The organism is Paenibacillus sp. FSL H3-0302 (genome assembly GCF_037982245.1).
GTDB lineage: Bacteria > Bacillota > Bacilli > Paenibacillales > Paenibacillaceae > Paenibacillus_AQ > Paenibacillus_AQ odorifer.
The window spans coordinates 5,868,098-5,892,678 of record NZ_CP150284.1 but is presented as its reverse complement, the minus strand read 5'-3'; the positions used below and the strand labels follow the sequence as shown (position 1 = coordinate 5,892,678).

General features: G+C 46.3%; 19 protein-coding genes. 13 read left to right on the top strand and 6 right to left on the bottom strand.

Going from position 1 to position 24,581, the window contains the following annotated elements:
- Positions 1-124: 124 nt before the first annotated feature.
- Positions 125-1,483, top strand: coding sequence for an S-layer homology domain-containing protein (locus MHH50_RS26190; protein WP_340033646.1), 1,359 nt, complete (start codon positions 125-127; stop codon positions 1,481-1,483).
- The gene (locus MHH50_RS26185) at positions 1,474-5,271 is read left to right on the top strand and encodes a carbohydrate binding domain-containing protein (protein WP_340033645.1); all 3,798 of its coding nucleotides are present in this window, start codon (positions 1,474-1,476) and stop codon (positions 5,269-5,271) included. The genes MHH50_RS26190 and MHH50_RS26185 overlap by 10 nt, the downstream gene beginning before the upstream one ends.
- A 74-nt stretch (positions 5,272-5,345) precedes the next feature.
- Here the strand turns inward: MHH50_RS26185 and MHH50_RS26180 are convergent, their stop codons facing one another.
- Positions 5,346-5,903, bottom strand: coding sequence for a transcriptional regulator (locus MHH50_RS26180; protein ID WP_036685364.1), 558 nt, complete (start codon positions 5,901-5,903; stop codon positions 5,346-5,348).
- 256 nt (positions 5,904-6,159) lie between these two features.
- Between MHH50_RS26180 and MHH50_RS26175 the strand changes: the two genes are divergently transcribed.
- From MHH50_RS26175 to MHH50_RS26140, 8 genes are all read left to right on the top strand, one after another.
- Entirely contained in the window at positions 6,160-7,353 is a 1,194-nt protein-coding gene (locus MHH50_RS26175) for a glycine betaine/L-proline ABC transporter ATP-binding protein (protein ID WP_036685362.1), read from the top strand.
- Positions 7,353-8,186 (top strand): proline/glycine betaine ABC transporter permease, encoded by an 834-nt coding sequence (locus MHH50_RS26170; protein ID WP_076099393.1) that lies wholly within the window; start codon positions 7,353-7,355, stop codon positions 8,184-8,186. Before MHH50_RS26175 ends, MHH50_RS26170 begins: the two co-directional genes overlap by 1 nt.
- 13 nt (positions 8,187-8,199) lie before the next feature.
- Positions 8,200-9,069 (top strand): glycine betaine ABC transporter substrate-binding protein, encoded by an 870-nt coding sequence (locus MHH50_RS26165; protein ID WP_076308828.1) that lies wholly within the window; start codon positions 8,200-8,202, stop codon positions 9,067-9,069.
- 287 nt (positions 9,070-9,356) lie between these two features.
- On the top strand, positions 9,357-9,968 hold the full coding sequence (locus MHH50_RS26160; protein ID WP_076099392.1) for a VTT domain-containing protein: 612 nt from the start codon (positions 9,357-9,359) through the stop codon (positions 9,966-9,968).
- A gap of 154 nt (positions 9,969-10,122) precedes the next feature.
- Positions 10,123-11,202 carry a sporulation protein YunB gene (yunB, locus tag MHH50_RS26155; RefSeq protein WP_076184782.1) on the top strand — a complete coding sequence of 360 codons (1,080 nt, stop codon included), beginning with the start codon at positions 10,123-10,125 and terminating at the stop codon, positions 11,200-11,202.
- A gap of 69 nt (positions 11,203-11,271) precedes the next feature.
- On the top strand, positions 11,272-12,756 hold the full coding sequence (locus MHH50_RS26150) for a hypothetical protein (protein ID WP_340033644.1): 1,485 nt from the start codon (positions 11,272-11,274) through the stop codon (positions 12,754-12,756).
- Complete coding sequence (locus tag MHH50_RS26145; RefSeq protein WP_076308830.1) at positions 12,753-13,958, top strand: hypothetical protein; 1,206 nt, start codon at positions 12,753-12,755, stop codon at positions 13,956-13,958. Before MHH50_RS26150 ends, MHH50_RS26145 begins: the two co-directional genes overlap by 4 nt.
- Positions 13,951-14,688, top strand: a complete 738-nt coding sequence (locus tag MHH50_RS26140) for a glycosyltransferase (protein WP_076193397.1) — start codon at positions 13,951-13,953, stop codon at positions 14,686-14,688. Before MHH50_RS26145 ends, MHH50_RS26140 begins: the two co-directional genes overlap by 8 nt.
- Positions 14,689-14,713: 25 nt before the next feature.
- Here the strand turns inward: MHH50_RS26140 and MHH50_RS26135 are convergent, their stop codons facing one another.
- From MHH50_RS26135 to MHH50_RS26115, 5 genes are all read right to left on the bottom strand, one after another.
- A complete protein-coding gene (locus MHH50_RS26135) occupies positions 14,714-16,636 on the bottom strand; it encodes a glycosyltransferase (RefSeq protein WP_340033643.1) in 1,923 nt (640 codons plus the stop codon).
- Between the two features lie 42 nt (positions 16,637-16,678).
- Complete coding sequence (locus MHH50_RS26130; RefSeq protein WP_076308832.1) at positions 16,679-18,100, bottom strand: glycosyltransferase; 1,422 nt, start codon at positions 18,098-18,100, stop codon at positions 16,679-16,681.
- Positions 18,097-20,142 (bottom strand): TPR domain-containing glycosyltransferase, encoded by a 2,046-nt coding sequence (locus MHH50_RS26125; protein WP_076184776.1) that lies wholly within the window; start codon positions 20,140-20,142, stop codon positions 18,097-18,099. The genes MHH50_RS26130 and MHH50_RS26125 overlap by 4 nt, the downstream gene beginning before the upstream one ends.
- A gap of 113 nt (positions 20,143-20,255) precedes the next feature.
- Positions 20,256-21,632, bottom strand: coding sequence for a DUF6385 domain-containing protein (locus tag MHH50_RS26120; RefSeq protein WP_256716118.1), 1,377 nt, complete (start codon positions 21,630-21,632; stop codon positions 20,256-20,258).
- Between the two features lie 28 nt (positions 21,633-21,660).
- Complete coding sequence (locus tag MHH50_RS26115; protein ID WP_340033642.1) at positions 21,661-22,128, bottom strand: DUF6385 domain-containing protein; 468 nt, start codon at positions 22,126-22,128, stop codon at positions 21,661-21,663.
- Positions 22,129-22,382: 254 nt separating this feature from the next.
- Here MHH50_RS26115 and MHH50_RS26110 point away from each other — a divergent pair, with 254 nt between their 5' ends.
- The 3 genes from MHH50_RS26110 to MHH50_RS26100 all read left to right on the top strand — a co-directional run bounded on the left by MHH50_RS26110 (position 22,383) and on the right by MHH50_RS26100 (position 24,342).
- Positions 22,383-22,919, top strand: a complete 537-nt coding sequence (locus MHH50_RS26110) for a hypothetical protein (protein WP_036685336.1) — start codon at positions 22,383-22,385, stop codon at positions 22,917-22,919.
- Positions 22,920-22,937: 18 nt separating this feature from the next.
- Entirely contained in the window at positions 22,938-23,519 is a 582-nt protein-coding gene (locus tag MHH50_RS26105; protein ID WP_036685335.1) for a hypothetical protein, read from the top strand.
- 154 nt (positions 23,520-23,673) lie between these two features.
- Positions 23,674-24,342, top strand: coding sequence for an alpha/beta fold hydrolase (locus MHH50_RS26100; protein ID WP_036685332.1), 669 nt, complete (start codon positions 23,674-23,676; stop codon positions 24,340-24,342).
- Positions 24,343-24,581 lie beyond the last annotated feature (239 nt).

The window sequence follows — 24,581 nt, the reverse complement described above, 5'->3', positions numbered from 1 at the left end:
TAAAAAAATTCAAAATTACATCTTTACAAAAATAGAAAACTAAGCAACAATAGCATTGTCGAAACCGATTTCGATTTTTCGCTTGAATTACGAATATTACGAAATTCGAGGAGTGATGTTTAGGATGAAAAGGAATTTCACAGCAGCGCTTGCTGCTATGCTCCTTGTCACCGGGCTGCTATCATCTATTGGGAGCATGAATGCTTCAGCGGCAGAGGCGTTAAAGGAAAACTCACCTGATTCAGCGGCAACGAAAGTGGAAAATGAACCAATCAATGGATTGAAAGCGTTTACCGATGTATCTCCAAGTCATTGGGCCGCAGGTCCATTACAGCGTTGGAGCGCAAATGGGATCATAAGCGGATATGACGACGGGTCGTTTCGTCCGGGTAAGGAAGTCACGAAGGCAGAATTCGCAGCTATTATGAATCGTATATTTAATTATCAGGAGCAATCGGATAAGGTTCCCGCTGATGTCCAGGCTACAGACTGGTATAAAAATGATATAGCCAAAGGGATTGCAGCTGGATATTTAAGCAGTGATCAGAAGAACAATATTTATCCTTCAAAAGCACTTTCGCGCGCTGAGGCGGCGTTAGCCTTGGAGAAAGTGTTTCGTTTCAATGCAGACAAAAGCAGTACAGCAGCATTCACCGATCTGAACGGAGTCAGCGATGAAACCGCAAAAGCAATAGCTGTTCTATCGAGTGCAGGTTTTGTAAAAGGATATCCTGGAGGTTTGTTTAAGCCAGATGGTGGGATCACCCGTGCAGAGTTAGCTCAGTTGGCTGATCGAATGGTTTCGGGACTCCTCCTGAAATCAGGAGAGACTTCACTAGGAACAGTTAAGGGCAATGTAGTCATAAATCGGGCTGATGTGATTCTTAAAGACACGGTCATCCAAGGTAATCTTTATCTAACCGAGGGGGTAGCTGACGGGAATGCAAAGCTTGAAGGTGTAAAGGTAACAGGGACTACTTTTGTACGCGGGGGCGGCGAGCAAAGTATCGGCTTACACCATACTTCTCTTGGACTGCTTCAAGTAGCCAAGCCTAATGGTAAGGTTCGGATTTATGCCAGCGGGTCAACAGCTGTGGGTACTGTGCAGCTGCTATCTGGGGCAATCTTGGAAGAAAGCAGCGATCTTACCGGGGCAGGGTTTGGGGATGTTGAGATGGATGTCGTTCCTCACAATATTTCGCTTCGCGGAACATTTGGAGCGGTTCGTTCGGCAGACTCAGCAGTCAGCGGTTCTTTGTTAAGAATCCTTGGAACTGTCGGCAGCCTTACTCTGGGAAGTCCGACCCAATTAACATTGGAGAACAATTCACAAGTGGCGGCACTAATCCTATCTGCGAGCGCTGGAGGTACAACAATTCAAGGCAGCGGAAGCGTAACCACAATAGATAACAAAGCCGATGGAGTAACGATTGGCGGTGTAGCATTAAAAAAGGAAACACTGGCAAAACAACATTGCCAATAGCAAGCTCAGCGCCAAGCAGTTCGGGGAATGTAGGTCCAATATCGACACCAAACTCCACACCTGAAGCAACGGTGACACCTACGGCAACTGCTACGCCAATCGAAACACCGACACCGACACCAACACCAACCGAAACACCGACACCAACAGCCACACCGACACCAACAGCCACACCGACACCAACAGCCACACCGACACCAACAGCCACACCGACACCAACACCAACACCAACACCAACACCAACACCAACGCCAACGCCAACACCCACAGCCACGCCAACAGCCACGCCAACACCAACCACTGATCCGTGGACACTGGTGTGGGGGGATGAGTTTGATGATGGAGAGATTGATGCTACAAAGTGGACCTATGACCTTGGAGATGGTTCGCAATACAACAATCCAGGTTGGGGAAACAATGAGAAGCAGTGGTATACCAACGATGAGAAGAATGTAAAGGAACAGGACGGTAACCTGATCATTACGGCCCACAAAGAAGAAAAAGCTGGCAAACAATATACTTCTACACGGATTAAGACTAAAGGGTTGTTTAGTAAGAAATATGGGAAATTTGAAATTCGGGCCAAAGCACCTACTGGAAAAGGGTACTGGCCGGCGATCTGGATGCTACCGGAGAACGATGTGTACGGGACTTGGGCTGCTTCCGGTGAGCTTGATATTATGGAAGGCTGGGGCAGTCGTCCAGACACGGTAGCGGGGACGATTCATTACGGCGGTATGGCGCCGAACAATGTATACTCCGGCAAAGAGTATGTATTTCCGGACAACGCCACGATTGAGCAGTTCCATACGTACTCTATTGAGTGGGAGCCGGGCGAAATTCGCTGGTATGTGGATGGTGAATTATATTCGACCAAAAATGACTGGTACAGCATCAGCAATGGGCAGCCTGCCAATAATGTGTATCCAGCGCCGTTTAATCAGAAGTTCCATTTGCTGATGAATCTGGCCGTAGGCGGTAACTTTGATGGTGATCCGACTAGCGAAACCGTATTTCCAAAATCGATGGAGATTGATTACGTTAGAGTCTACGAGCTGACAGGTCGTGAGTACCGCGAGCCTATTCCAGTTACACTGGAGAAGGCAGCCTATCCAGAAGGCTCCAAGCTTGCACTGGCAGACGGCAACATGGTTTATAACAACAATTATTCGGAGCAGGTGCCGGGGGATGGCGGTATGGGAATCCCGAATACCGCACATTGGGCACTTTATAAAGAAGCAGGGGCTGAAGCTACGGTTTCTACCGTTCCTATTGGGGAGCGCAATTATGTGAAGGTAGATATCAGCAGTGGCGGCGGGAATTTTTATTCGATTCAACCCCAAGCTATCGTATCTATAGCTAAAGGCAGGTTCTATAAACTCAGCTTCGATGCCAAAACCGATATGTCCCGCAGTATGAGCGTTCGGTTAACAGGTGGAGAATCTCGTGGATTTGCAGCGTATTCTCCATCGCTTAAGGTAGATCTAACTTCAGCGATGACGCATTACGAAACGATGTTTCAAATGAAGGAGAACTCAGATATTGCTGCACGCGTCGAGTTCAACGTGGGTACCAATACTTCACCGGTATGGTTTGGTAATGTCAGATTAGAAGAGATTGAGAATATTCAATTCCCGCATGATAGTGCGAAGGAACCGCTGCCCAACGGTAATCATCTGTACAATGGTACTTTCGATATTGGGGAACCCAATCGGATGAGTTATTGGCATACGGAAGCAGCTGGTGGTGCAACGGTAGAATCAAGCGTTAATGACAATGGCCAGTTAAAGCTACAGATTGGCGGCAGTGAAAATGGTGAGGTTCGGTTACTTCAGAAGGGAATTCAGCTCATTCAAGGGCAGGACTACGAGGTTACCTTCAATGCTTCAGTCTCCTCTGCACGCACAGGAACGGTCCAACTACTAGGAAAAGACGGCAGTGTACAGGCAGAACAACCGGTTAGCTTAAGCGAAGGTGAGCAAAAAATTAAAGCCACCTTTATCAATCTTAGAGGTGCAACCGATCATGAAGGACAATTCGTATTACTGTTAAACGGAGCTGTGGATACAGTCGTTCTGGATAACTTCCAGATGATACGTACTAGCTTCTATTTTGATCCATCGCTAATATATTACCCGCTCCTGAATGGTGAATTTAACTTTGGGTTTAGCGCCTGGGATCGCCTGTTGACAGAGCAGGGTGGTCAGAGCAGCGCTACGGTTGCAGATGGAGCAGCAAAATTTAGCATTACGAATACTGGCAGTCAGGCTTATTCTGTAATGTTGTTTCAGAACAACTTGAAAGCTGCTGCTGGAATGGATTATGTGGTTGAATTTGATGCCAGTTCAACCGTAATCCGCAAAATCGGGGTGAACGTAGAAAATGGTACGTATCAGGCCTCGTTCAGCAATATTCTGGAGGTAACGCCGGAGACGAATCATTACAGATTCGAATTCCGGCAAGGCAGCAAGGATACATTGTCTCTTAAATTCCTGCTTGGGAAGGTTGAGGGGATTAGTATTCCTCAAAACCATGATATTATCATTGACAATGTGAAATTTGAGATCAAAAATGCACCGGCCAAACCGCAGGAGCTGCTGAGCGACAGCAGTAATAACAGAGTTTCGCAGCCGATTGAGCTTACTTTTATCGACAATGCAAATTGGCGGAATCAAATCATGGAGGTAAAGGTTAACGGTACAACACTTAATGCAGAGCAGTACACTATTGAACCGGGAAAAATCACAATTGAAGCAGCAGTATTTCCGGCAGAAGGAAGTTATACCATTACTGTTGAGGCTGAACATTATGTTACTGCAACTGTCGCGCAGACTATTCTAGCTAATGATAACAATCTAGTCATCAATGGTTCGTTTGGCAGCGATAAGACGGGCTGGACTACATGGTCCGGAGAAGGTGGCGTCTCCGCGTTTAATGTGAAGGATGGCGTAGCTGAAATCCTGATTACGTCGGCCGGATGGGAAGCGTGGCATACACAATTTTTCCAAGAGGGTATTCCACTGGAGGGCGGAAAAACATATGAGGTGAGCTTCAAAGCAAAATCAACGGTTCCGCGCCAAATTGTGTTAGAATACTCCAATACTTCAGCTGCTTCCGCGCAAGCTAAGTTTGATATTCATGCGGATTGGGCTACTTATACAGCACAATTTACGGTGTCGAACAGCAACCCGCTGAAGCTTAATTATCTGATCGGCAAAACGCTGGGCGCTGATCCTGCGGCTAACAATACGCCGCATACGATTTCTTTTGACGATATTGTGGTCAGGGAGGTACAAGGGGGTCCACCAGTAACACCGCCAAGCGGTACCCTGGATAATGGAACCTTCGATGTAGATGCAACGGGCTGGAGCCAGTATTTTGACGGAATCGGAACTGCTTCTGTTCAAGAGGGGGAATTTGCTATCAACTTAACAGGTACCGGGCAAGCCCCTTATAGCGCACAGGTGGATTACGAAAATCTCAAGCTCGTTCAGGGAAAGACGTACACCTTGAAGTTTAAAGCTCGTTCTACAGTAAACCGCAATATTCAGGTAGCTGTGGAGCATAAGGGCGGGGACTACACCAAATATATGGAAGCTGAGCTTGTAGCCTTGACCCAGAATATGGACGAATACAGCTACACTTTTACCATGAATGGGGCAACAGACGCTGGTGTTCATCTGGTGTTTTTGCTAGGGCTTATAGATGGGAATAGTACGGAGACGAATAGTGAAATTAGCGCGGGCAGTACAATTTATTTAGATGATGTAAGCTTGATCGAAGGGTAAACGAGAAAAAACGGCAGTGTTTTCCTTTTTACAGGAGCACTGTCGTTTTTTTGTGTGTTTTTTGTGGGTTTGACTTAAGTTTCTTTAGGGATAAATTCAAAAATTTTGCCACTCTCAAAAGATTCTATTAGTTTCAGCAACCAGCGGTAGTAGTTAATGGATTCAGTTATTTTTTCTTCATCTGTATTTAAGAGCTGCATAAGTTTACTATCGTCACTATACTCTTTTTTCATATCGTTAATTTCTGCAAGTGATTTCGCTAGTGAGATCATATTACCTTCGACGGCTTTTCTCCATTTAATAGAGAAGTAATCACTGAAGTTCTGATGCCAGTCAGGCACAGTGGTGAACAAGTCTTTGCGCGTCCCTCTCCCCCATACTTTGTCGATCATTTTCAGATCTAGAAGGGTACGGACTCCCGTACTCATGGACGTTTTACTCATTCCCATTGTTTTACTGAGTTCATCCAGTGTCACTGGACCTTGATTGAAGTACATATAACCGTATAAATGTCCAATAGACAAGGTAATGCCATACAGATCCATGTTTTTGCCGATAGAATCGATCACACGTTCACGGGCTTTACTAATCTTCTCTATTTGTTCGGGCGTAAGCCCTTCTAAATCGTTCATGATGTCCCTCCTGAGGAATAGGTCGATAGACTGCAACCTTATACAATGTATTGTAATCAAATCCCCCTCCATAAGTAAAGAATTCATGAAGAAAGGAATTTGGCGTAAAACAGAGTATTCCATACATAAAGTTCATAAAGTTAAAACTGTACACTAAATTTTATCCGTATATGGTGTTTGCATGAATTTTCAATAGTCCGGTAAACTACTATAAGTGAACTAAACCCGGATAACATTTCGGGAGAAGGAGGACGGCATGGCTATTATAGAGGTGAAACAACTAACCAAAGTATTCGGTCATGATGCGGGACGCGCGATTCCTTTATTAGAGCAAGGGATGTCGAAGGAAAAAATTGCTCAGGAATTGAAGTTGACAGTCGGAGTCAACAAAGCCGAATTCAGCATTGAAGAAGGAGAAATATTCGTCATTATGGGTTTGTCCGGCAGCGGTAAGTCGACGCTGGTTCGTTTGTTGAACCGCTTGATTGAGCCTACAGGGGGGCAAGTTCTTTTTAAAGGGAAAGATGTTGTGAAAATGAATCCGGAGCAGCTGCGCCAATTCAGACGGAAGAACATCGGCATGGTGTTTCAGAAGTTCGCATTATTTCCACATCGAAGCGTACTGGAGAATGCAGCATACGGGCTTGAAGTTCAGGGCGTAGATAAAAAGAAAAGAACTGAACTGGCAACAGAAGCCTTGCATCTGGTAGGTCTGAAAGGTTGGGAGAATCATCGTCCTGATCAACTCAGTGGAGGGATGCAGCAGCGTGTTGGACTGGCACGGGGCCTTGCTAACGACCCGGATATCCTGCTTATGGATGAGGCATTTAGTGCACTGGATCCGCTTATTCGTAAAGACATGCAGCAAGAGCTGCTGGAATTACAGGCCAGAGTGAAGAAGACCATCGTGTTTATCACTCATGATCTAGACGAAGCTTTGCGGATTGGAGATCGGATCGCACTGATGAAGGACGGAGTCATTGTGCAAATTGGTACACCGGAAGAAATCCTCATCCAACCTGCCAATAAATATGTAGAGCGATTCGTGGAGGATGTGGACTTGTCCAAGGTGTTGACTGCAGCTCATGTAATGCGTCAGCCGGAAACAGTCAGACCTGAACGCGGGCCTCGGGTAGCGCTTCAATTAATGCGTGACAGTGGTATATTCAGTCTGTATGTAGTGGACAAGGAAAATAAGCTTCTGGGTGTTATTACAGCTGAGGATGCCCTTAAGGCACTGAATGATAATAAATCTATTCTGGAAGTAACGCGGAGAGAAATCCCACGTGTACAACCGGAAACGCTACTCAATGATTTCTTTGAATTAATATCTGAGACACATTTGCCTGTAGCCGTCGTAGATGAAGCGGATAAATTGAAGGGTATTGTGATTAAAGGAGCCGTTCTTTCCGCACTCGCCGGCAACGCGGTACCGGAAGGAGGATTATAATGGACATTCCTAAACTGCCTTTGGGAAAGGCACTCGAGTGGTTGGAAAATTGGCTGACGACTTATTGTGGGCCCCTGTTTGACTTCATCCATTCGATTATCGGTGGTATGGTGGCTGGCATTGAAAATGCACTTACCTTCCTGCCAGCATTAGTACTTATCGTGCTTATTGCAGCTTTGTCTTATTGGATCGGTAAATGGCGCATGGCACTATTTGCGGTCATTGGGCTGCTTCTGATTGATAATCTTGGATTATGGGGACCTTCTATGCAGTCCTTGGCCCTTGTTCTAACCGCCTCGATATTGGCTGTAGTAATTGGTGTGCCGATTGGTATTTTATGTGCGCAGAGAAATACCGTTAGAAATATAGTTACGCCTATTTTGGACTTTATGCAGACGATGCCGGCTTTTGTATATTTATTGCCAGCGGTATCCTTTTTCTCACTGGGCGTAGTTCCAGGGGTTATTGCTTCGATTATTTTTGCAATTCCGCCAACGATTCGCTTGACCAATCTCGGAATTCGTCAGGTTTCGGAGGAACTGGTGGAGGCAGCAGATGCTTTCGGATCGACACCTACTCAGAAATTAGTTAAATTGCAGCTTCCAATCGCTTTACCAACAATTATGGCAGGTGTGAACCAGACAATTATGTTGTCACTGTCAATGGTTGTTATCTCATCGATGATTGGTGCACAGGGCGTGGGTGCCTATGTATACCGTGCGGTATCACAGGCTAAGACAGGAGACGGATTCGAAGCAGGGATTGCGATCGTTATTATCGCCATTCTGCTGGACCGTTTGACACAGAACGCACTAAAACCAAAACAAAGATAGGAGTTTTAAATAAATGAAGAAGAAAAATATAGGGGTATTCCTGTTAGTTATTATGATGATTGCTGTTATTGCTGGATGTTCTTCATCAAGTAAAGAGAAGGTAAAATTAGCATATGTAGCATGGGATTCGGAAATTGCGAGTACTTATGTAGTAAAGGAAGTACTTGAAACTAAGCTTGGAGCTACCGTTGAAATGCTGCAGGTAGATGCTGGTCCAATGTGGGCTGGGGTTGCAGACGGTAGTGCGGATGGAATGGTTGCAGCTTGGCTGCCAAGCACCCATGCGGCTTATTTAGAGAAGTACGGTGCAAAAATTGAAGATTTGGGTGCAAATCTAAACGGAACTAAGGTTGGCTTGGCTGTTCCGGCCTATATGGATATTAACTCTATTGAAGACTTGAAGAACAGTGATATGGCAGCAAAGCTGAACAATCGCATTATCGGCATTGAGCCAGGTGCTGGCATTATGACAACCACAGAAAAGGCTATCGCGGAATATGGTCTTAGCGATTACACACTTCTTGAAAGCTCATCCGCAGCGATGGCTCAGGAACTGCAAAAGGCTTATGACAATAACGAGCCAATCGTTGTTACAGGTTGGACACCACACTGGATGTTCGCCAATATGGATCTGAAATATCTGGAAGATCCAAAAGGGGTTTACGGTGCGGATGAACAGATTCACACGATGGTTCGCCAAGGTCTGAAAGATGACATGCCGAATGTCTACAAATTCCTGGATCAATTCGAATGGACAGCAGAAGATATGGCCAAAGTAATGATTGAGGTTCAGGGTGGCAAGTCACCAGAAGAAGCCGCTAAAACTTGGGTGGAGAGCAATCCGGATAAAGTGAATGCTTGGGTTGCAGGTATAGAATTGTAAGTAGATTAAAAACTGTGTTATGATGTGAAGAATAAATGGAAACAAAAATGTAACTTGTACGCTAACTACTGTTCTTTACACATTACACTTCATAAGCAAGCTCATTCAATAAAACACCCCGTAAGGGGTGTTTTTCTTGGGAATATAAGCAAAGTATTACAAGCTCTTAGTGTACCCTGCTTATATTTCAATAAGAATGGATACCTAGTTTACACACTTAGACTTATGCTTTGTCAAAGTAAATCAGGAGGCAGCTGCTGCAAGGAGTCAAGAGAGGAGACTGCTTCATGACAGAGACCATAAATACCTGGATTGATTGGCTGCTGCAAACGCTGGGCCTTAGCGGGCCATCTATTTTATTCGTGACCATCCCGCTCGCACTTTTGCAGAGTATATTAGGATTTTTTCCATTCGTAATTTTGATCGTGCTGCATGTCTCTGTTTTTAACGTAATTGGAGGCATGCTGATCAGTTGGCTGGCCTGTAATCTGGGCGGAATACTGATGTATTTTCTCATTCGGCGATATCTGTATAACTGGTTTGACCGAAAATGGAGAAGCAAACTGAAGCGCTATGATAAATGGCAACGTTACTTGGATCGATATGGGATTTGGACACTGGTGCTATTGCGTACGATCCCGATTATTCCGAATAATGTAATCAATTTCATGTCTGCTGTTTCACCGATTAAAGCCTCATCTTTTATATGGGGAACCGTACTTGGTAATTTGTCTTATATATGGTTATTCGGTACGATCGGATCCACCTTAATTGTTCCGCGTGAAGAATGGAATGGTTATCTTACCTGGTATGCGGTGTTTATAGCTATTCTCATTGGCATCTTTATTCGGCGTCATTGGGACCATTTGCAGGAGGATAAGCGGAGCAGAATGCACTAATATCATCTTCCCAGTTCATGATCTAAAGGATGAAGAACGTTACTTCAGGCGCAGTTTGCCGGAGGGAACGTTCTTCTTTTTTGTCCTCTTAGCGAATACCTTAAATTAAGTGGAGGTGGCTTGACCTCTGCGTAAGGCGGGAGGGACTATTGCAATGGGCAGATTGAAAAAATGGGGAAACCGAAGGCTGAGAATACCTGATCTAGGCCATTTTCGGCTGCCAAAAATAAATGGGGACACGAATCGGAGATTCTCAGCGAGAAGCTCCGCATTCAAGTCAAAACCCAGCCGGGCAGCGGTTAGGCCGCAGCGTACGCGCTTTGAAGCCAAACGTAGCAAAGGCCGCTTTAGGTTATCCAGCCGGCCAGAGAGTAAGGTAACGGTTGCAGGCGGAAGAACACATAAGCCAAGAAGCCGACGCAAATTTTGGCTGATAGCATCCTTAGTAATACTTGTGCTGGTGCTGCAATCCTTGCGCTATGTGGAGCTGCATATGAAGCCGCCCATCCTGCATTTAGCACAAATACGTGTGAAGCAAATCGCTACGGAATCGATTAATAAGGCGATTACCTCACAGGTTGCGAATGGAGGGAATGCGGAAGAGCTAATTGATTGGAAGACGGATAAGAACGGGAAAATATCAGGGTTCATGCTCAACTACGCGGAGCATATGCGTATTACTTCGCAAGCGGCACAGGTCATTCAGTCTACGCTGCAGGAATTGCATAATCGAACAGAATATATTCCGCTGGGGCAAGCGCTGGGCAGTCCCCTTATTGCTTCTTATGGACCCGATATTCCGATCAAGATTGAACCACAAGGTGCGGTTAAGGTTGAACTCAGCACCCGCCAGCAAAACGCTGGGATCAATATGATTCTGGTCGAGGTATACATTCATATTGTGACAGAGGTTGCAGTCGTCATTCCTTTTGATATGGAGCCGCAGGTAGTGGATACAGAAATTCCTGTGTCTTATCTGATGGTTGTTGGAGATGTACCTATGTATTATTACGATAATCAAGGTCAACCTGTGGGGGCGAACGGCAGCAGTGCTCCGGGAATTGCCATTCCTGCTCCAGCTGTAGGCGGGGATAAGAGTGGAGTAGTGGATCAGGGCAAGGATACCACCAGTAACAGTCAGAAAGATAACAGCTCGTCTCCAGCGGCAACCGATCCCGCGAGTACGGGTGCAGATCATACGGAAGAAGACAAAGGCGCGGGCGGAGGAAATTAAGGGGATATCACGCTTCAGCGCTCATAGACTATAGGTAGAACAGCTTTAATAAATGGAGCGTGAATCCTAATGTCGCAAGAATCTCTGAATGTGGAACGCTTGGCGGGAAGGTATGGGTTCTTGGAGCGCACGGGACTACTTCCACTGCCGAGTAAAGATGGACTTACCCTTGTAGTTGAGCTAAGCCGCCTGGAATGTGCCGCAGCTTGCTTACCCTTGCTGCTGCTCCATTCTGGAGAGTCTGTGCGCATTATTGCTGTGGCGATGACTCCTGATTTTCCTATGGAAACTTTAGCGGAACAGTTCTCACCGGAGCAGTCGATTCTCTTTCTTCCTTATGAAAAGGAGGAGTACATGCCTAACCAGGCTTTGGCACAGATCGAAACCAGTTTCGCGGTTTTGCTTGAAGATTCGATCATGGTATCGCCTGGCTGGCTAAGTGAGCTATTGTGGGTTCCTTTTGATGACGCTTCAGTTAAGGTGGTGGCCCCTCGCTCTTCAACCGAAAGAGGGGAAGGGAAGAAACGTCTTCACTTCGGCACCTATGATGAGTTTGCTGCGCATGTAAGCTACAGTCTTGGCCGGCATCAAGGAGAATGGCGAGAGATGCATGTACTAACGGGTTCTTGCCTCCTGTTCTCTAAAGAGCTGCTTCAGCGTATTGGAGGGTTGGACACCTCGCTTCAAGCGCGGCCTCTTATGATTGCCGATTGGTGTCTTCGAGCCCGGCAGTCTGGAGCCAAGCTGGCGCTAAGTGATGCTGTGTATGTTCATGCTATACATTCACTTGATAGGGGCCAGAGAAGGCTGAACGGACCAACACTTGCGGATGGCTGGCAGGCGTACAGTACAAAATGGGCGCTGGAGGATGTCTTAGAAGCCGAAGAACATCTTGTACCGCAGAATGGATTCTTACAATCAACACAACCTGTTATTCCACTCGGTAAGGCAACCTTGGCAACCCCATTAGTGACGGCGATTGTTTATTGTGAAGAGGATGGGAATGGGGACCATCTTCCGCAGGAATGGGCAGCTACACAGGAGCAGCAGAGCTACAAGAATATTCGCTGGATCTGGATCAAGGACAGCTGGATGAACACAGCTCCCGGCTTGCCAGTAAATGAACAGGATGTAGTGATTACAGTTCGTGGTCAAGAGGCTTGGCTGCGGGCTTTGAAGAATGCATCTGCATTATTTGAGTGTGAGATAACTGTGTATTTATCAGACTCTATCAGATATGAGAAATATTACGTTGAACGGGTAGTGAAGGCGATCACCCAAGGTTCCGCGGATCTGATCGTTAGTTTATCTACAGATATGGACGAAGAGGTGGGGCGGTTGCTTAGGGGGGACCCTTCGGGAATTGTTTTTCCATTAGAGCGAGTTGCTCATAAAGGCGGGAATGTGCCTGGAGTGATTACTTGTAAGGCGTCTACTTCGCACCAATTGCAGCTTCACCCTGAAGCTTCACTAACTATAGGTTATGTGGGGGATTTGTCCGAACCGCAGGGGAAAAAGGCAGATAGGAGCAGGGGCAAGGAGGCGCAGTCATGAAATATTTAATTCTGAGCAGAGGCTCCTGGGAGGAATACGAATATAAAAGACTGTTGGATCTTCTGCCCGAGCGGGAAGAGGTCTGTTTTGCCGGAAGAATGACTCTTGAGCAGCAGACTAACAGCCAGATCAAGCCAGTAATGATCGCGGATATTCATACTCTCAAGGCGAGGGAGTACACATTTCTGGTCTCCTCTCCTTATTGGCTGCCCGAGGTTCTTTCTTTGCAAGCGGGATATATAGTGGCTTTGTTAGAGCGCTGTCCGGAAGAAGAAAATAAGGTCTTATGGGATAAATACAGCGGCTTGTTTGGAGCAAAGGCCGATCTAGTAGGAACCCGATCAGAACGGATCTATTTGGAGCAGAGCTTGTGCAGGGAGAATGTTATTTATCTCGACGGGGATCAGCAGGAATCGTATGGAGTTGTATGTCAGCGCGAGCGGATTTATTTTCTGACAGATTATGAAGTGTTATGGAGTAAGGCGATTGGGAGCTTATGGCAGGAGGATCCCCTCCTTGCTAAGGACTGGTTTAGGATTCAACTCCAGCTTAGGGCGGATTATTATACTTCGATGTGCGCCAAGCTGCCCAGCCAGCCTGTTGTACATTATTTGGCAGCATCTTATTTGTATTTGCTTGGGGACTCCACAGCGAATCGATATCTGGCGCAATCCTTTGAGTTAATGGTGCTGTATGAATATTTGGATTGCCTTATTTCACACTTCCGGTTTTTTTCTGCAATAGAAGCCAAGACAGGGAATCTGGAAACCGCGGTCCGCCAATTTGCGATTACAGCATTTAACGCAGAGGAGAAGCAAGCAGTAGAAAGGATGGAGGGCTGGCTCCATTCCGGGCAGGATGAACTGGTTCGCGCGGAGTTGTTCCACCTGAATGAGGATGAGGCAGCGGCGGTAAGAATTTTAAGTCCGCTAACTTCTTCCGAGGCAAAAGCGTTGCTGGTGCAAAATTATGTGCGGACTTTTCAATGGGAAAAGGCAATAGTGCTGCAACATGAGCAGGAAGAAAATGTGGATGAAGCCATGGAAGGCACCATACACTTGCTGTATGGCAGGCGGCACGAGGCCATTCGCAGCTTTTTAAATGTAGGAGGGCAAGACAATCAGGCATGGCCACTTTTGTCAGAGATGGCAGATCTCGAAGAGGCTGTAAGACGATTGAGAAGGAGAGTGGAGGATGAGTAGTCATAGAGGGCCACTCCGCAAAACATCAGGCAACCGTCTGACCGCTATTATGCAGGTTAGGAACGAAGCCGGAAGGTATTTAGAGCAGGTGCTGGAGGAATTAAGTGAGTTCGTAGATGATATTGTGATCGTGGATGATGGAAGTACAGATCATACGGCTCAGTTATGTCTCTCTTTTGCCAAAGTTAAGAAGCTCGTAACCCTGCAAAGCTCTTTGTTTAACCGTGAATGGGAGCTGCGGCAAACATTGTGGGAGCTGGCGGTATCTACGAATCCGGATTGGCTGCTGTCTGTGGACGCCGATGAGTTCTATGAAGAGTCTGCTAAACGGGAGATGAGGCGACTCATCGATCAGGATGTGTATGACTGGGTATCCTTCCGATTATTTGATTTTTGGGGTGGCACCACACATTACCGTGAAGATGAGCATTGGAATATCCACACGAAGCATACCCGTACACTAGTCCGGTATTTGCCAAACTTTCATTATTTTTTTCCGAAAATGGATCATCATGTGCCAAGACTTCCGCTCTCTTATTCGGTATTGCCGGGTTTTCTTACCGAGCTGCGTGTGAAACATTATGGTTGGGCGATATCCCCTGAGGAGCTTCGGCGAAAATACTCGCGTTACCTGGAGCTTGATCCAGAGGGGCGCTGGGGTAGTCTGGAGCAGTACGAATCTATCCTTGATGAGCAGCCCCATCTGGTGGAATGGCAAGAGGAGCTTTGAAATCCGCATCTGATCTGCCAACTGGCTAAGTCCGGCTGGCAGATCTCAGAAGCAGCGCAGAAGGGATATGAGCTGATGGTATCCCTTGCGGATATACTTCTGCTGCGAGCTGCAGCTTGTAATAAGCGAGGCTCACGGCTGCGGTAGCCCCCCCGACTCTACGCAAAGCGGCTTCATCCTCTACATGAAGGATGGGCATCTCTCCACAGGAGTAGGCTATCGCAGCGTATAATTGCCACTCGGTACAGTCTGCAGGTGTATGATATTGAGGGTGCTTGCTGACATAAATAGAGCACCATTGTTTTTTTATGGAGGTGGGGGCTTCAAGTAAACCGTAAAGTAAGGGCTGCGGCAGACTGGACCATTGTAAGGAAGAACCTTGCGAATGCCGATAAAGTGCTAATAAACTATTCCAAGCACCAGTCTGAAGCAGCAATTGTGCTGCATAGCTTAGATCCGAAAGATCAGCCTTAAGACTATAATTCCCTGTTAAAATATGATGGATCGATAAAATCGCCGGTCTGTAAGGCAATAGACAGACAAGCCAGCGCATGGCAGACTCAGTATCTCCAATACGGCAAGAGAAAGCCCACAGGTAGCCAAGTACAAAGGATCGGTTGGAAAGATGGGAAGGATCATGAAGCAGCTGTTCAAGCGGTGCGAGTGTCTGAAAATGTTCCGGTTGATTGTTTATTTCCAGAATCGCCTGCAATGCAGCCTGAACAGATGAGGGTAACTGGCTGGCTGTAGAAAGCTCAGCTTGCCATTCCGGATCGCGGGCATTGAGCGCTGCGGGCAGAAGATAACTCAAAGTATCAGGAGATAAAGAGTGAAGATAGTTGTGGGTCAATGCTCGTAGTTGTGCCTTCTCTCCAGATAGAAGGCTTAGTGGGACGAGTTCTTTCCACGCTTCGCTATAATCAGGCTTATGTTGTATAGCAGCCTCGTAATGTCTCCACGCATCCGGATATTGGTATAACTTCTCACAGACTCTTCCGGCTAGTAGTTCTGTCCGATACGTTCCACTGCCTGAGGAAGAAGGGTATTTATGTGCTGTATTCCCGCTCTGAAGTGCTTTCTCCAAGAAGTGCTTGGCTGAGCTGAGCTTCCCTTGTTCCAGTAATAGGAGGGCATAGCTTTCTAATAAATCCGTGAAATCAGGAAAAAGACCGCTCCCCGTACGAAAAACTTCCTCGGCTTCCTGCTTTCGGCCACATAGTTGTAAGGCGTACGCCGTCTTAAGGTAAATATCTGAGACATAACCGGAAGGGGCTGGAGCATCGGTGAGCAGCGGAAGGAGGACCTCTGCCGCTTCTTTATATTGTCCATGCTGATAATACTCTGCCCCTAACGCGTAACGAAGAAAAAGATGGTTCGGTTGAAGCCGCAGACCCCTGTTGATAAGTGCTAAATTGCGGTTATATTTATTTTTACGCATCAGTTCATCTTCTAAATATCCGTAGTGGAAAATACGCAAATCTGCATAAGCGATCTCCCCAGCTGGAAGCTCCCAAATGCTGCTGGCAATCTCCTCATGAATACTTCCGCGAAAAATAATTCTTTTATCATTTTTGAATAATCGACAGACATGATCTGTAACAAAATCCGCTTCAGGTATTTCACCGACATAGTGGATAATGGGCAGCCAATACCCATGAATATACTCGGCACCAAGCAAGGGCTGGAGCAGCTCCTCACTCCAATGATCCACAGCCTCATCAGCATCCAGTACCAGAACCCAAGCGGAAGTTGCATACTCTAGGCTTATATTCCGCGCTTTGGAAAAATCATTTTCCCAAGGAATGTCGATAATCTTTGCACCGAACCTCTGAGCGATTTCTTTACTGTTATCCTCTGAGCCTGTATCCGCAATGATAATCTCAGACACTAGCCCGCGCACAGAGGATAAGCATTTCTCCAGATGGTTTGCCTCGTTCTTAATAATCATGCAAAGTGTGATATCCGGTGTGGTCATAGGAATACGTCCTTCCTAATCTGAAACTCTGGGCAGTGGAAGTGCGAGTCGCACTCTTTTAGCCGCTGGAGAATAGGGGGTTGAAGAAGTGAGGGAGGCAAGCAGACGATCCGCCAACAAAAGCTCTGAACGCCCTGGGTGATAGGCTGGGTTGAATAACGAGTCATTAGATGAGGACTGCCCTGTGGTCTTCATCAGCTGTTTTGCTGCCTCTTCACATCCCTCAATCCGCAATAAATCTAAGAGAAGTCTGCTTTTAACAGCTGTGTATTCGGGTAGATGAGCGTGAAGCCAGCCCGAAATTTCATTTTCGCGCTCAGCACATTTTAAGGCTCGGATCAGTCGGGTTATGATGGGTGTTGGCTCGGGATGAAGCTGAGCAGCTTTGGTATAACAGGCACAGGCCTCGGTCTCATCGCCTATTTCTTCGCATAACTGTCCCAGCAAATAAAATGTCAAATAAGATCCGAATCCGGACTCGGTATGGTAACCGGAAGGAGCTTCTCCAATGACTAAGGCTTGCAGCAATGCTGTTTTGGCCTCAGCTAGGGCCCCCATTTGAAACAGCAGCACACCTTTGATATGTGCCAAGTCAGGATAATCCGGATGTAAGGTTATCCCTGAGTCGCAAGCTTCCAGCGCCGCGTTGAAATCTTTTAATTCTGCCAGGCAGCGGATTTGATATTTGTGCAGCAGATGAACGTAACTTGTGTCGGGTGGAGCTTCGTTAAGTGATCTTTTGATATGCTCTAGAGCCGGTTGATATTCACTAAGCCGCATATATTCAACAGCCATATTGAAATGGTGGAAGGGGTCATTGGGATTTAACTTTAGCTGTTCCTTGAGCAGCTCTACATTTCGTTTGATCTTATCTTTTTTAGCTACTACGCCGTCTGCATAACCGTAATGATGGATGATTATGGTGCTTAAATGCATTGCTGCTTTGGGTGTAGCTTTTACGATCGTTTCTGCAATCTGTTCGTGGATGATGCCGCTGAAACGGTACTGCGGGCGGTTACGGAATAGCCGGATAATCGGATTAACAGTAATGGTCTGTGAAGCTGCGGTTAAACCTTTATGATTATGAATGCGCAGAAAAAAAGCTTCATACTCCAAATGCTCCGCACACAGCAACAGCTCCCCCTTACTTTTCGCATCCAGTTCCTCGTCTCCATCCAGAATGAGAATCCATTGTCCGTGGGCTTGCTGAAGACCCGCGTTGCGGGCAGCGGCAAAATCGCCATTCCAAGTATGGTGAACAACTTTAGCTCCAAAGCTTAGAGCAATTTGTAGCGTGGAGTCAGTAGAGCCAGTATCGACTACAATAATCTCATCGGCGATACCACGTACACTTTTTAAACATTGGTTTAGGTTATCTGCTTCGTTCTTAACGATCATGCATAGAGAAATCAGAGGTTTTTGGCTGGGCATGCTCATTTGGCTGTCCTCCCCTCACTCTGGCGGAAGCTCCACTGTGTATGCCACGGTGTACGATTTAGTAAAAAGATGGATTTATGGATGGCACCAATATCCGTTTGCAGTGGACCATGAACGTTAGCTGCATCCAAGCTGTTTAGTGCCTCCTCCATGCTATGCTTCGCTTGCTGAAGGTAACAGAGTGCTAAACCCACTCGGGCAGCCTCATGCTCAGGCATCTGCTCCAGCGCTTGTTGAAACCATTCACTGGCTTCCGTGTAATGCCCTTTGTCAAAGACCATCTCACCTATATAAAAAAGAACCTTCGCATCAGCGGCTTGATCGCTAACTAACCTGATAAAATGCTCACCTGCCGCATTCCTATTGCCTTCTTTATATAATGCTGCGGCTAATTCAGACCGAAAGGTAGGGAACAGCTTTACCAAAGCGTCGCTTAACTCGGGCTGGTGTAGTTTTACTGATTGTTCGATCAAATCTGAAATGAATGAGGAATGTAATGGTAATGAATCTACCTCTGCTTCAGCGGGATCTACCTTTTGTTGCTGGTGGCACTTCTGAATGTATTGCAGTCCGAAACGAAGTTCGTCTGGTACATAGGTTAGCAGGTCATTGTGGAATTCTCCAAAAAGCGACCAAGAGCAAATAGCCCAGAGGGTAGGCCACTTTTTCAGATATTCTAAATCATGGTTATCTTGCGTAGCTAAGGAGGTCATTTGTCTTATGGTTGTATAGGCGTCCTCTAGCTTGCCGGTGATCAGGAGTGAAGAGATCATCCAATTTGCCGTCTCTAATTCCAAGGGAAAAGTGTCTCGGGATAAGTTAGTGATGGTCTCATTAGCATTTATCGCAAATAAGCTGTCAATGATCGCAGCTCGTTGGGCAGCATTAGTTGGGGGGACGATTTGTATCAGCAAGCCGGCAATCTCCTCATCGGGTACAGCTAAGCGTTGAAAAGCAGAAGCTATTCCCTGCAAGGCAGGCCTATATAAAGAGTGGTGTTGAAGCGCACGGTGGTAGAATCTCGCAGCGTCCTCCTGAAGCTCAAGCCGCTCTGAGATTAAGCCTAGTCGATAAAGTGGGCGGAAGGTGTTCATCCCTTGCTCAGATACATATTTTTGACTAACCTGATCTCCAGAAATGGATACTGCACGCTGATAAGCTTGAAAAGCACGTTCTAACAAGCCTTGACTCTCCAAAGATTGGCCTAATAAAAAATGCAGGTCAGGGTAATCCTCATAACGCTCCAATTCAGGCAACAGCAAGGTATCTATGATATTCGTTTTTCCTTGAGTCAGATAAATTTTACAGAGATCTCTAATCATCGTAGGACGGTAGGAAGCTTCAAGTGGCACATGGTGAAGGGTCTGGCGAAGTAATGTCTCTGCTTCCAGAAGACGACCGTCCTGACAGCAGGTGACTGCTAAATTATACGAGTGAAAAGGATCTTCCGGTTGTTCGGCTAAAGCGAGTCGCAGCAGCTGCTCATTGCGTTTGATTTTATTTTTTCGTGCCATGATTTCCGGCAAATATCCGAAGTGTTCAATCTCAATATCACTATGCTCAATCGCCGAGATGTTATGTGATTTAAGGATTGCAGCGTCAATTCCTTCATGAATTCTTCCGCTATATCGATAACCCTGTCCATTTCGGAATAAACGAACCGCACTGTGCTTTACCTTATCTTCAGGCCGAACGCCAAGCCAATTATCAATTTGTACTGTAAAAGCCTGAGCTTGCGTGTTTTGCAGGAGGCTGCGAAGTTCCGGAAGTGGAGTTTGCAGGCGTTCATCGGCATCAAGGACTAGAATCCAATCGGTATCCGCCTGATCGAGACCTTCGTTACGTGCTGCAGCAAAGTTTTCTGTCCATTCCCGTTGGAATACTCTAGCCCCGTGCGCTTGGGAAATAGCTATGGATTCGTCAGTAGAGCCTGTATCTATGACTACAATCTCGTCAACACCTGCTACGCTTGTGAGACAGTGGGGCAGAAGATCAGCTTCATTGTTAACGATGAGGTGGACGCCAAGCGTAATATTGTTCACGTTGTTTCCTCCTTGTTACATATGTAGAAGTAGAAATCAGCTTTTGCTATCAAAAGAAAAAGCACATGGATATCCATGCACTCTTTCGTTACAACATATGATGGGCATCTGCATTACGTTCCCTGTGCGTTGAAACTTACATTGATTGTTGAGGCGGCTCCTGCATTCGTTGATTGATAGGATAAGCGTGTATATTTCAAGAATCTGGCCGGAACTATGACATCTATAGAACCTGCTGCTAAAGGATTATCTCCTGTGGTATCGACGAAATAGTTCGTTCCGTCAGCACTGATTTCTACTCGTGTGTTGACCGGGTTAGCTCCAGTGTTATTGATGAAAAAGGAATAGGTACCCAATACGCTTGTAGTCACTGCTGGCAGTGGAGTATAGGCATTAGCAGTTGCAATACCCGTCGTCGTCTGTTCGATAAAGCTGCGTTGTGAAATAGAGGTCACACTGCTGAGCGTACCAGCGGTAATGGTGGCTCCAAGCACACTGGTAATGGTCCCGTTTAAGAGGTTGGTGACCGTACCTGCTGAGGACAGAGTACCCGCAGTGATCGTGGCTCCGAGCACGCTGGTAATGGTCCCGTTTAAGAGATTGGTTACTGTACCAGCCGAAGACAGAGTACCCGCAGTGATCGTGGCTCCGAGCACGCTGGTAATGGTCCCGTTTAAGAGATTGGTTACTGTACCTGCTGAGGACAAAGTACCAGCGGTGATTGTGGCTCCAAGCACGCTGGTAATGGTCCCGTTTAAGAGATTGGTGACCGTACCTGCTGAGGATAGGGTACCAGCTGTGATCGTAGCCCCTAGCACACTAGTAATGGTCCCGTTAAGGATATTGGTGACCGTTCCTGCTGAGGACAAAGTACCCGCGGTAATAGTTGCGCCTAGTACACTAGTAATGGTACCAGCCGTAATCGTAGCTCCGAGCACGCTAGTAATCGTGCCTTCGAGAATGTTAGAAATGGTACCTGCGGAAGACAAAGTACCAGCTGTGATGGTAGCTCCAAGTACGCTAGTAATAGTCCCGTTAAGAATGTTGGTAACCGTACCTGCGGAGGACAAAGTACCCGCAGTGATGGTAGCCCCGAGTACGTTAGTAATGGTACCTGCGAGAATGTTAGTAATGGTACCTGCGGAAGACAAGGTACCAGCTGTGATGGTAGCTCCAAGTACGCTAGTAATGGTCCCGTTAAGAATGTTGGTAACCGTACCTGCGGAGGACAAAGTACCCGCAGTGATGGTAGCTCCGAGTACGCTAGTGATCGTCCCGTTAAGAATGTTAGTAACTGTTCCTGCTGATGACAAAGTACCCGCAGTGATGGTAGCTCCGAGTATATTGGAAATCGTACCATCTAGGATAATTGTCGTTAGATTTCCGCCTGGATCTGTAGTGAGCGGATGATCAATCAGCGAGGCATCCCGGCCAAAAATAAGCGTTCGTAGATTATCGGGATTAGCTTGAAAAGAGCTGTAGTTAGGCAAAGTTCCTCGTCCCTCTCTTATAAAATTGTTAACTCATACCTATAGACTGGGCTTGGACGTATACATCAATTTTGCCTAAACCCGTTGACTGTTGCGTGGAGGCGGATATCCGAGTCCACTTTAAAAATCTGCTTGGCACTAGCACCTTCATTTCTTTTGCAGCCACGATCTCTTCTGAATCTATAAAAGAATCAAAACTGTTCGGACTAATCTCCAAGCGGACGCTAACAGGGTGGTCTCCTTGGTTCATAACTGCGTAAGAGATCATCGTTTTGGTTCCGCTTTTTTGCCAAGGCAGAGGTGAAATGGAGCTGGACACGGGGAATCCGATAAATTGATGCTCGGAAAATAAAGGACTGATCGTCACCTTACGGCGGTTTCTTCGACCCTTTGGAGGTGGAAATGATTGCGGATTTCTAGAACAATTCCCCTGTTTTTTTGAGTGTTTTATTTTGCTGCGCTTTTTTAGTTCCAGACCGTTATGGATTTCATTCACCTCCTACGGGTTTTCTGGAACCCTATCCATAAAAGGACCCTAACCGTCGTTTGAGCCCTGAGCATCAATAAACCGCAGTTCAATAAGCCGCGAACCGTTAGGGACAATCCTTAGCCATTCGAATGGTGATAATAATATATGGTGAAAAATAAGAGGTGATTGGGCTGGGAAAGCAAAAATACGCACATTCCCAAACAACCTGTTACTTAGAGCGGCATAAAATAAGATAAGCTCAAGTACGGGGAGGATAGCGCATGCCAAACGATTCAGTCTTTAATCAGAGTAGCCAGCCACTCTTTACAGAACAAGTCAACACGTATGTTGCACCTGGTATAGATTCAGCTCCGGAGGGAGGAGCGGCTAAGGCGGGGCTATTGTTTGGAATCCCTTTTACTTCTACGGTAACGACTGCTGCACCGCTAGTTGTTCAGATTAGTAATCCGGCAGGCAGCGGACGTACATTGTATGTATCCCGTGTTGCAGCTAGCTCGGCAACAGCTGCTGTTACTTTATCTCTGCTTCGAAACGCTACGGTCACCGGGACTACCGTTACACCGATAAATTTTAATTTTGGAAGTGCGTTAACCAGTGTGATGACGGCCAGAACCTCGACTTCTGCCCCTACGGGAGGTCCGGCCACTCTAGTATCTTTATTACTGGCAGCGGGTCCCGTCATTGTTGATTTTACTGGACAAATCGTTGTTCCTCCCGGAAATTCTATAACCACGTCCATCACGATTGCATCGGGAACTTCAGCAGCGACAACATCTATTAGTTGGTGGGAATATTAGAAATGGGAGGGGATAATCATGCCTAATCAATATGTGTTTAACGACAATGATCAACCTCTTTTTGTGGATATGGTCAATACCTTCCAATCTCCGGATATCAGCGCGCCACCTGAAATAAGTGCTTCGAAGGCTGCGGTCTTGTATTCTACCAACACATCCGCGTCTAGTTTGGTCGTACTTAGTCTTATTTCTGCAATTACTTCTATTCGGATTAGTAATGCTGCTGGTAGCGGGAAAACCGTATATATCTCTCGTATTAGCGGCAGTATCGGCGGATCTTCTCTGCTATCGGCTATGTCTGGAAGCTTTACAATTGTAAAAGGAGGGACGTTAACCTCTCCTGCAACCTTGACACCAACCAATAATAATCTCGGAAGCGCGGCTACAAGTGCGATGACCGTTCAATCTTCAACAGCGGCAATTAGCGGGGGGACGACGCTTTACAATTATCAATTAGCTCCAGGCGCTTTCTCACAGAACTTTACGGGCAGCATCATCGTTCCACCGGGGACTGCTATTTGTGCTAACGTAACTTCATCTAGCTCGGCTGTAGGCTTAACGATTACTTCTGCACTTGGTCTTCTTTGGTGGGAGCAATAGAGTTTATATTTTTTTTGAACCTATAACGGTGGTAAACCTTGACATCATTTGGTTAAGGTTTTACATAGAAGGTTGGAATGAATAGAAAATAAAGGGGATTGGCATTATACAATAAAGTTGGAATTCAGTATGGAATGTGAAAAGAGGGACAATTATGGAAAGTTGTTTATTTATTCATGGCTTTACCGGAGGTGAGCATGAAATCTCTCCCTTGTCCCAGTTTATGGAGCAGCATAATTATCGTTCCAGAACATTTACCCTGAAGGGGCACGGGGGCAGCAGGAATGATCTACTGCATTCGGATCGACATGACTGGCAGCAAAGTGCTGAGGATGAATTAACAGAGCTGTTAAAGACAAATGACGGCGTTCATCTGATCGGTTTTTCAACCGGTGCTCTTATTGCTTCACATCTTTCCGTGCGCTATAAACCTTGGATTAAATCTCTCACTTTGTTGTCTACCCCTGTGTTTCCGCTGAATCCTGTAGAAATTATTAAGACCCTTGGGAGCTTTTCCATGCTAAAAACTTATATTAGTAAATTCAGTTCAACGCCTCCAAAAGCAACTCGAGAGTTCCAGCGATTGGTTCGTGAGAGCTTTTCTGTCTATCCGCATATTGAGACTCCAACCCTGATCGTGCAAGGAAAAAGAGATCATCTAGTGAAGACTAGAAGCGCCGATTACCTACGACATCATATGATCAAGGCGACCCAAAAACAGGTGCTGATGGTCGACAACAGTGGTCATATGGTGTGCCATTGTGAAGAGAAGGACCGAATTATGAATGAGGTCTTGCAGTTTATTCAGACGGCGGGACGCTGAACTCAAACAGTAAATATTCAACCCCAAGAGCTTCCTAAATAGGAGCTCTTTTTTTGTTGTGCATTTCAATTTTAAGGCTTGACAACGCGTCCGGTGTCATGGTAATTTTTAGTAGGGAAACCGGTTTCCCTAAAATTCGTTTGTTTCTATGCCAAAAACATCGCTGGAAAGGTCGTTTTTAATCCAAGAAGTAGGTTTTAGTGTGTTATGAATACGCTTTAATAAGAGAGGGAGATGCG

Coding starts and splice junctions, on each gene's coding strand:
- MHH50_RS26165 (WP_076308828.1), top strand. CDS start 8,200: ATGAAGAAGAAAAATATAGGGGTATTCCTGTTAGTTATTATGATGATT.
- MHH50_RS26140 (WP_076193397.1), top strand. CDS start 13,951: ATGAGTAGTCATAGAGGGCCACTCCGCAAAACATCAGGCAACCGTCTG.
- MHH50_RS26105 (WP_036685335.1), top strand. CDS start 22,938: ATGCCTAATCAATATGTGTTTAACGACAATGATCAACCTCTTTTTGTG.
- MHH50_RS26180 (WP_036685364.1), bottom strand. CDS start 5,903: ATGAACGATTTAGAAGGGCTTACGCCCGAACAAATAGAGAAGATTAGT.
- MHH50_RS26160 (WP_076099392.1), top strand. CDS start 9,357: ATGACAGAGACCATAAATACCTGGATTGATTGGCTGCTGCAAACGCTG.
- MHH50_RS26145 (WP_076308830.1), top strand. CDS start 12,753: ATGAAATATTTAATTCTGAGCAGAGGCTCCTGGGAGGAATACGAATAT.
- MHH50_RS26170 (WP_076099393.1), top strand. CDS start 7,353: ATGGACATTCCTAAACTGCCTTTGGGAAAGGCACTCGAGTGGTTGGAA.
- MHH50_RS26190 (WP_340033646.1), top strand. CDS start 125: ATGAAAAGGAATTTCACAGCAGCGCTTGCTGCTATGCTCCTTGTCACC.
- MHH50_RS26135 (WP_340033643.1), bottom strand. CDS start 16,636: ATGATTATTAAGAACGAGGCAAACCATCTGGAGAAATGCTTATCCTCT.
- MHH50_RS26150 (WP_340033644.1), top strand. CDS start 11,272: ATGTCGCAAGAATCTCTGAATGTGGAACGCTTGGCGGGAAGGTATGGG.
- MHH50_RS26130 (WP_076308832.1), bottom strand. CDS start 18,100: ATGAGCATGCCCAGCCAAAAACCTCTGATTTCTCTATGCATGATCGTT.
- MHH50_RS26100 (WP_036685332.1), top strand. CDS start 23,674: ATGGAAAGTTGTTTATTTATTCATGGCTTTACCGGAGGTGAGCATGAA.
- MHH50_RS26175 (WP_036685362.1), top strand. CDS start 6,160: ATGGCTATTATAGAGGTGAAACAACTAACCAAAGTATTCGGTCATGAT.
- yunB (WP_076184782.1), top strand. CDS start 10,123: ATGGGCAGATTGAAAAAATGGGGAAACCGAAGGCTGAGAATACCTGAT.
- MHH50_RS26110 (WP_036685336.1), top strand. CDS start 22,383: ATGCCAAACGATTCAGTCTTTAATCAGAGTAGCCAGCCACTCTTTACA.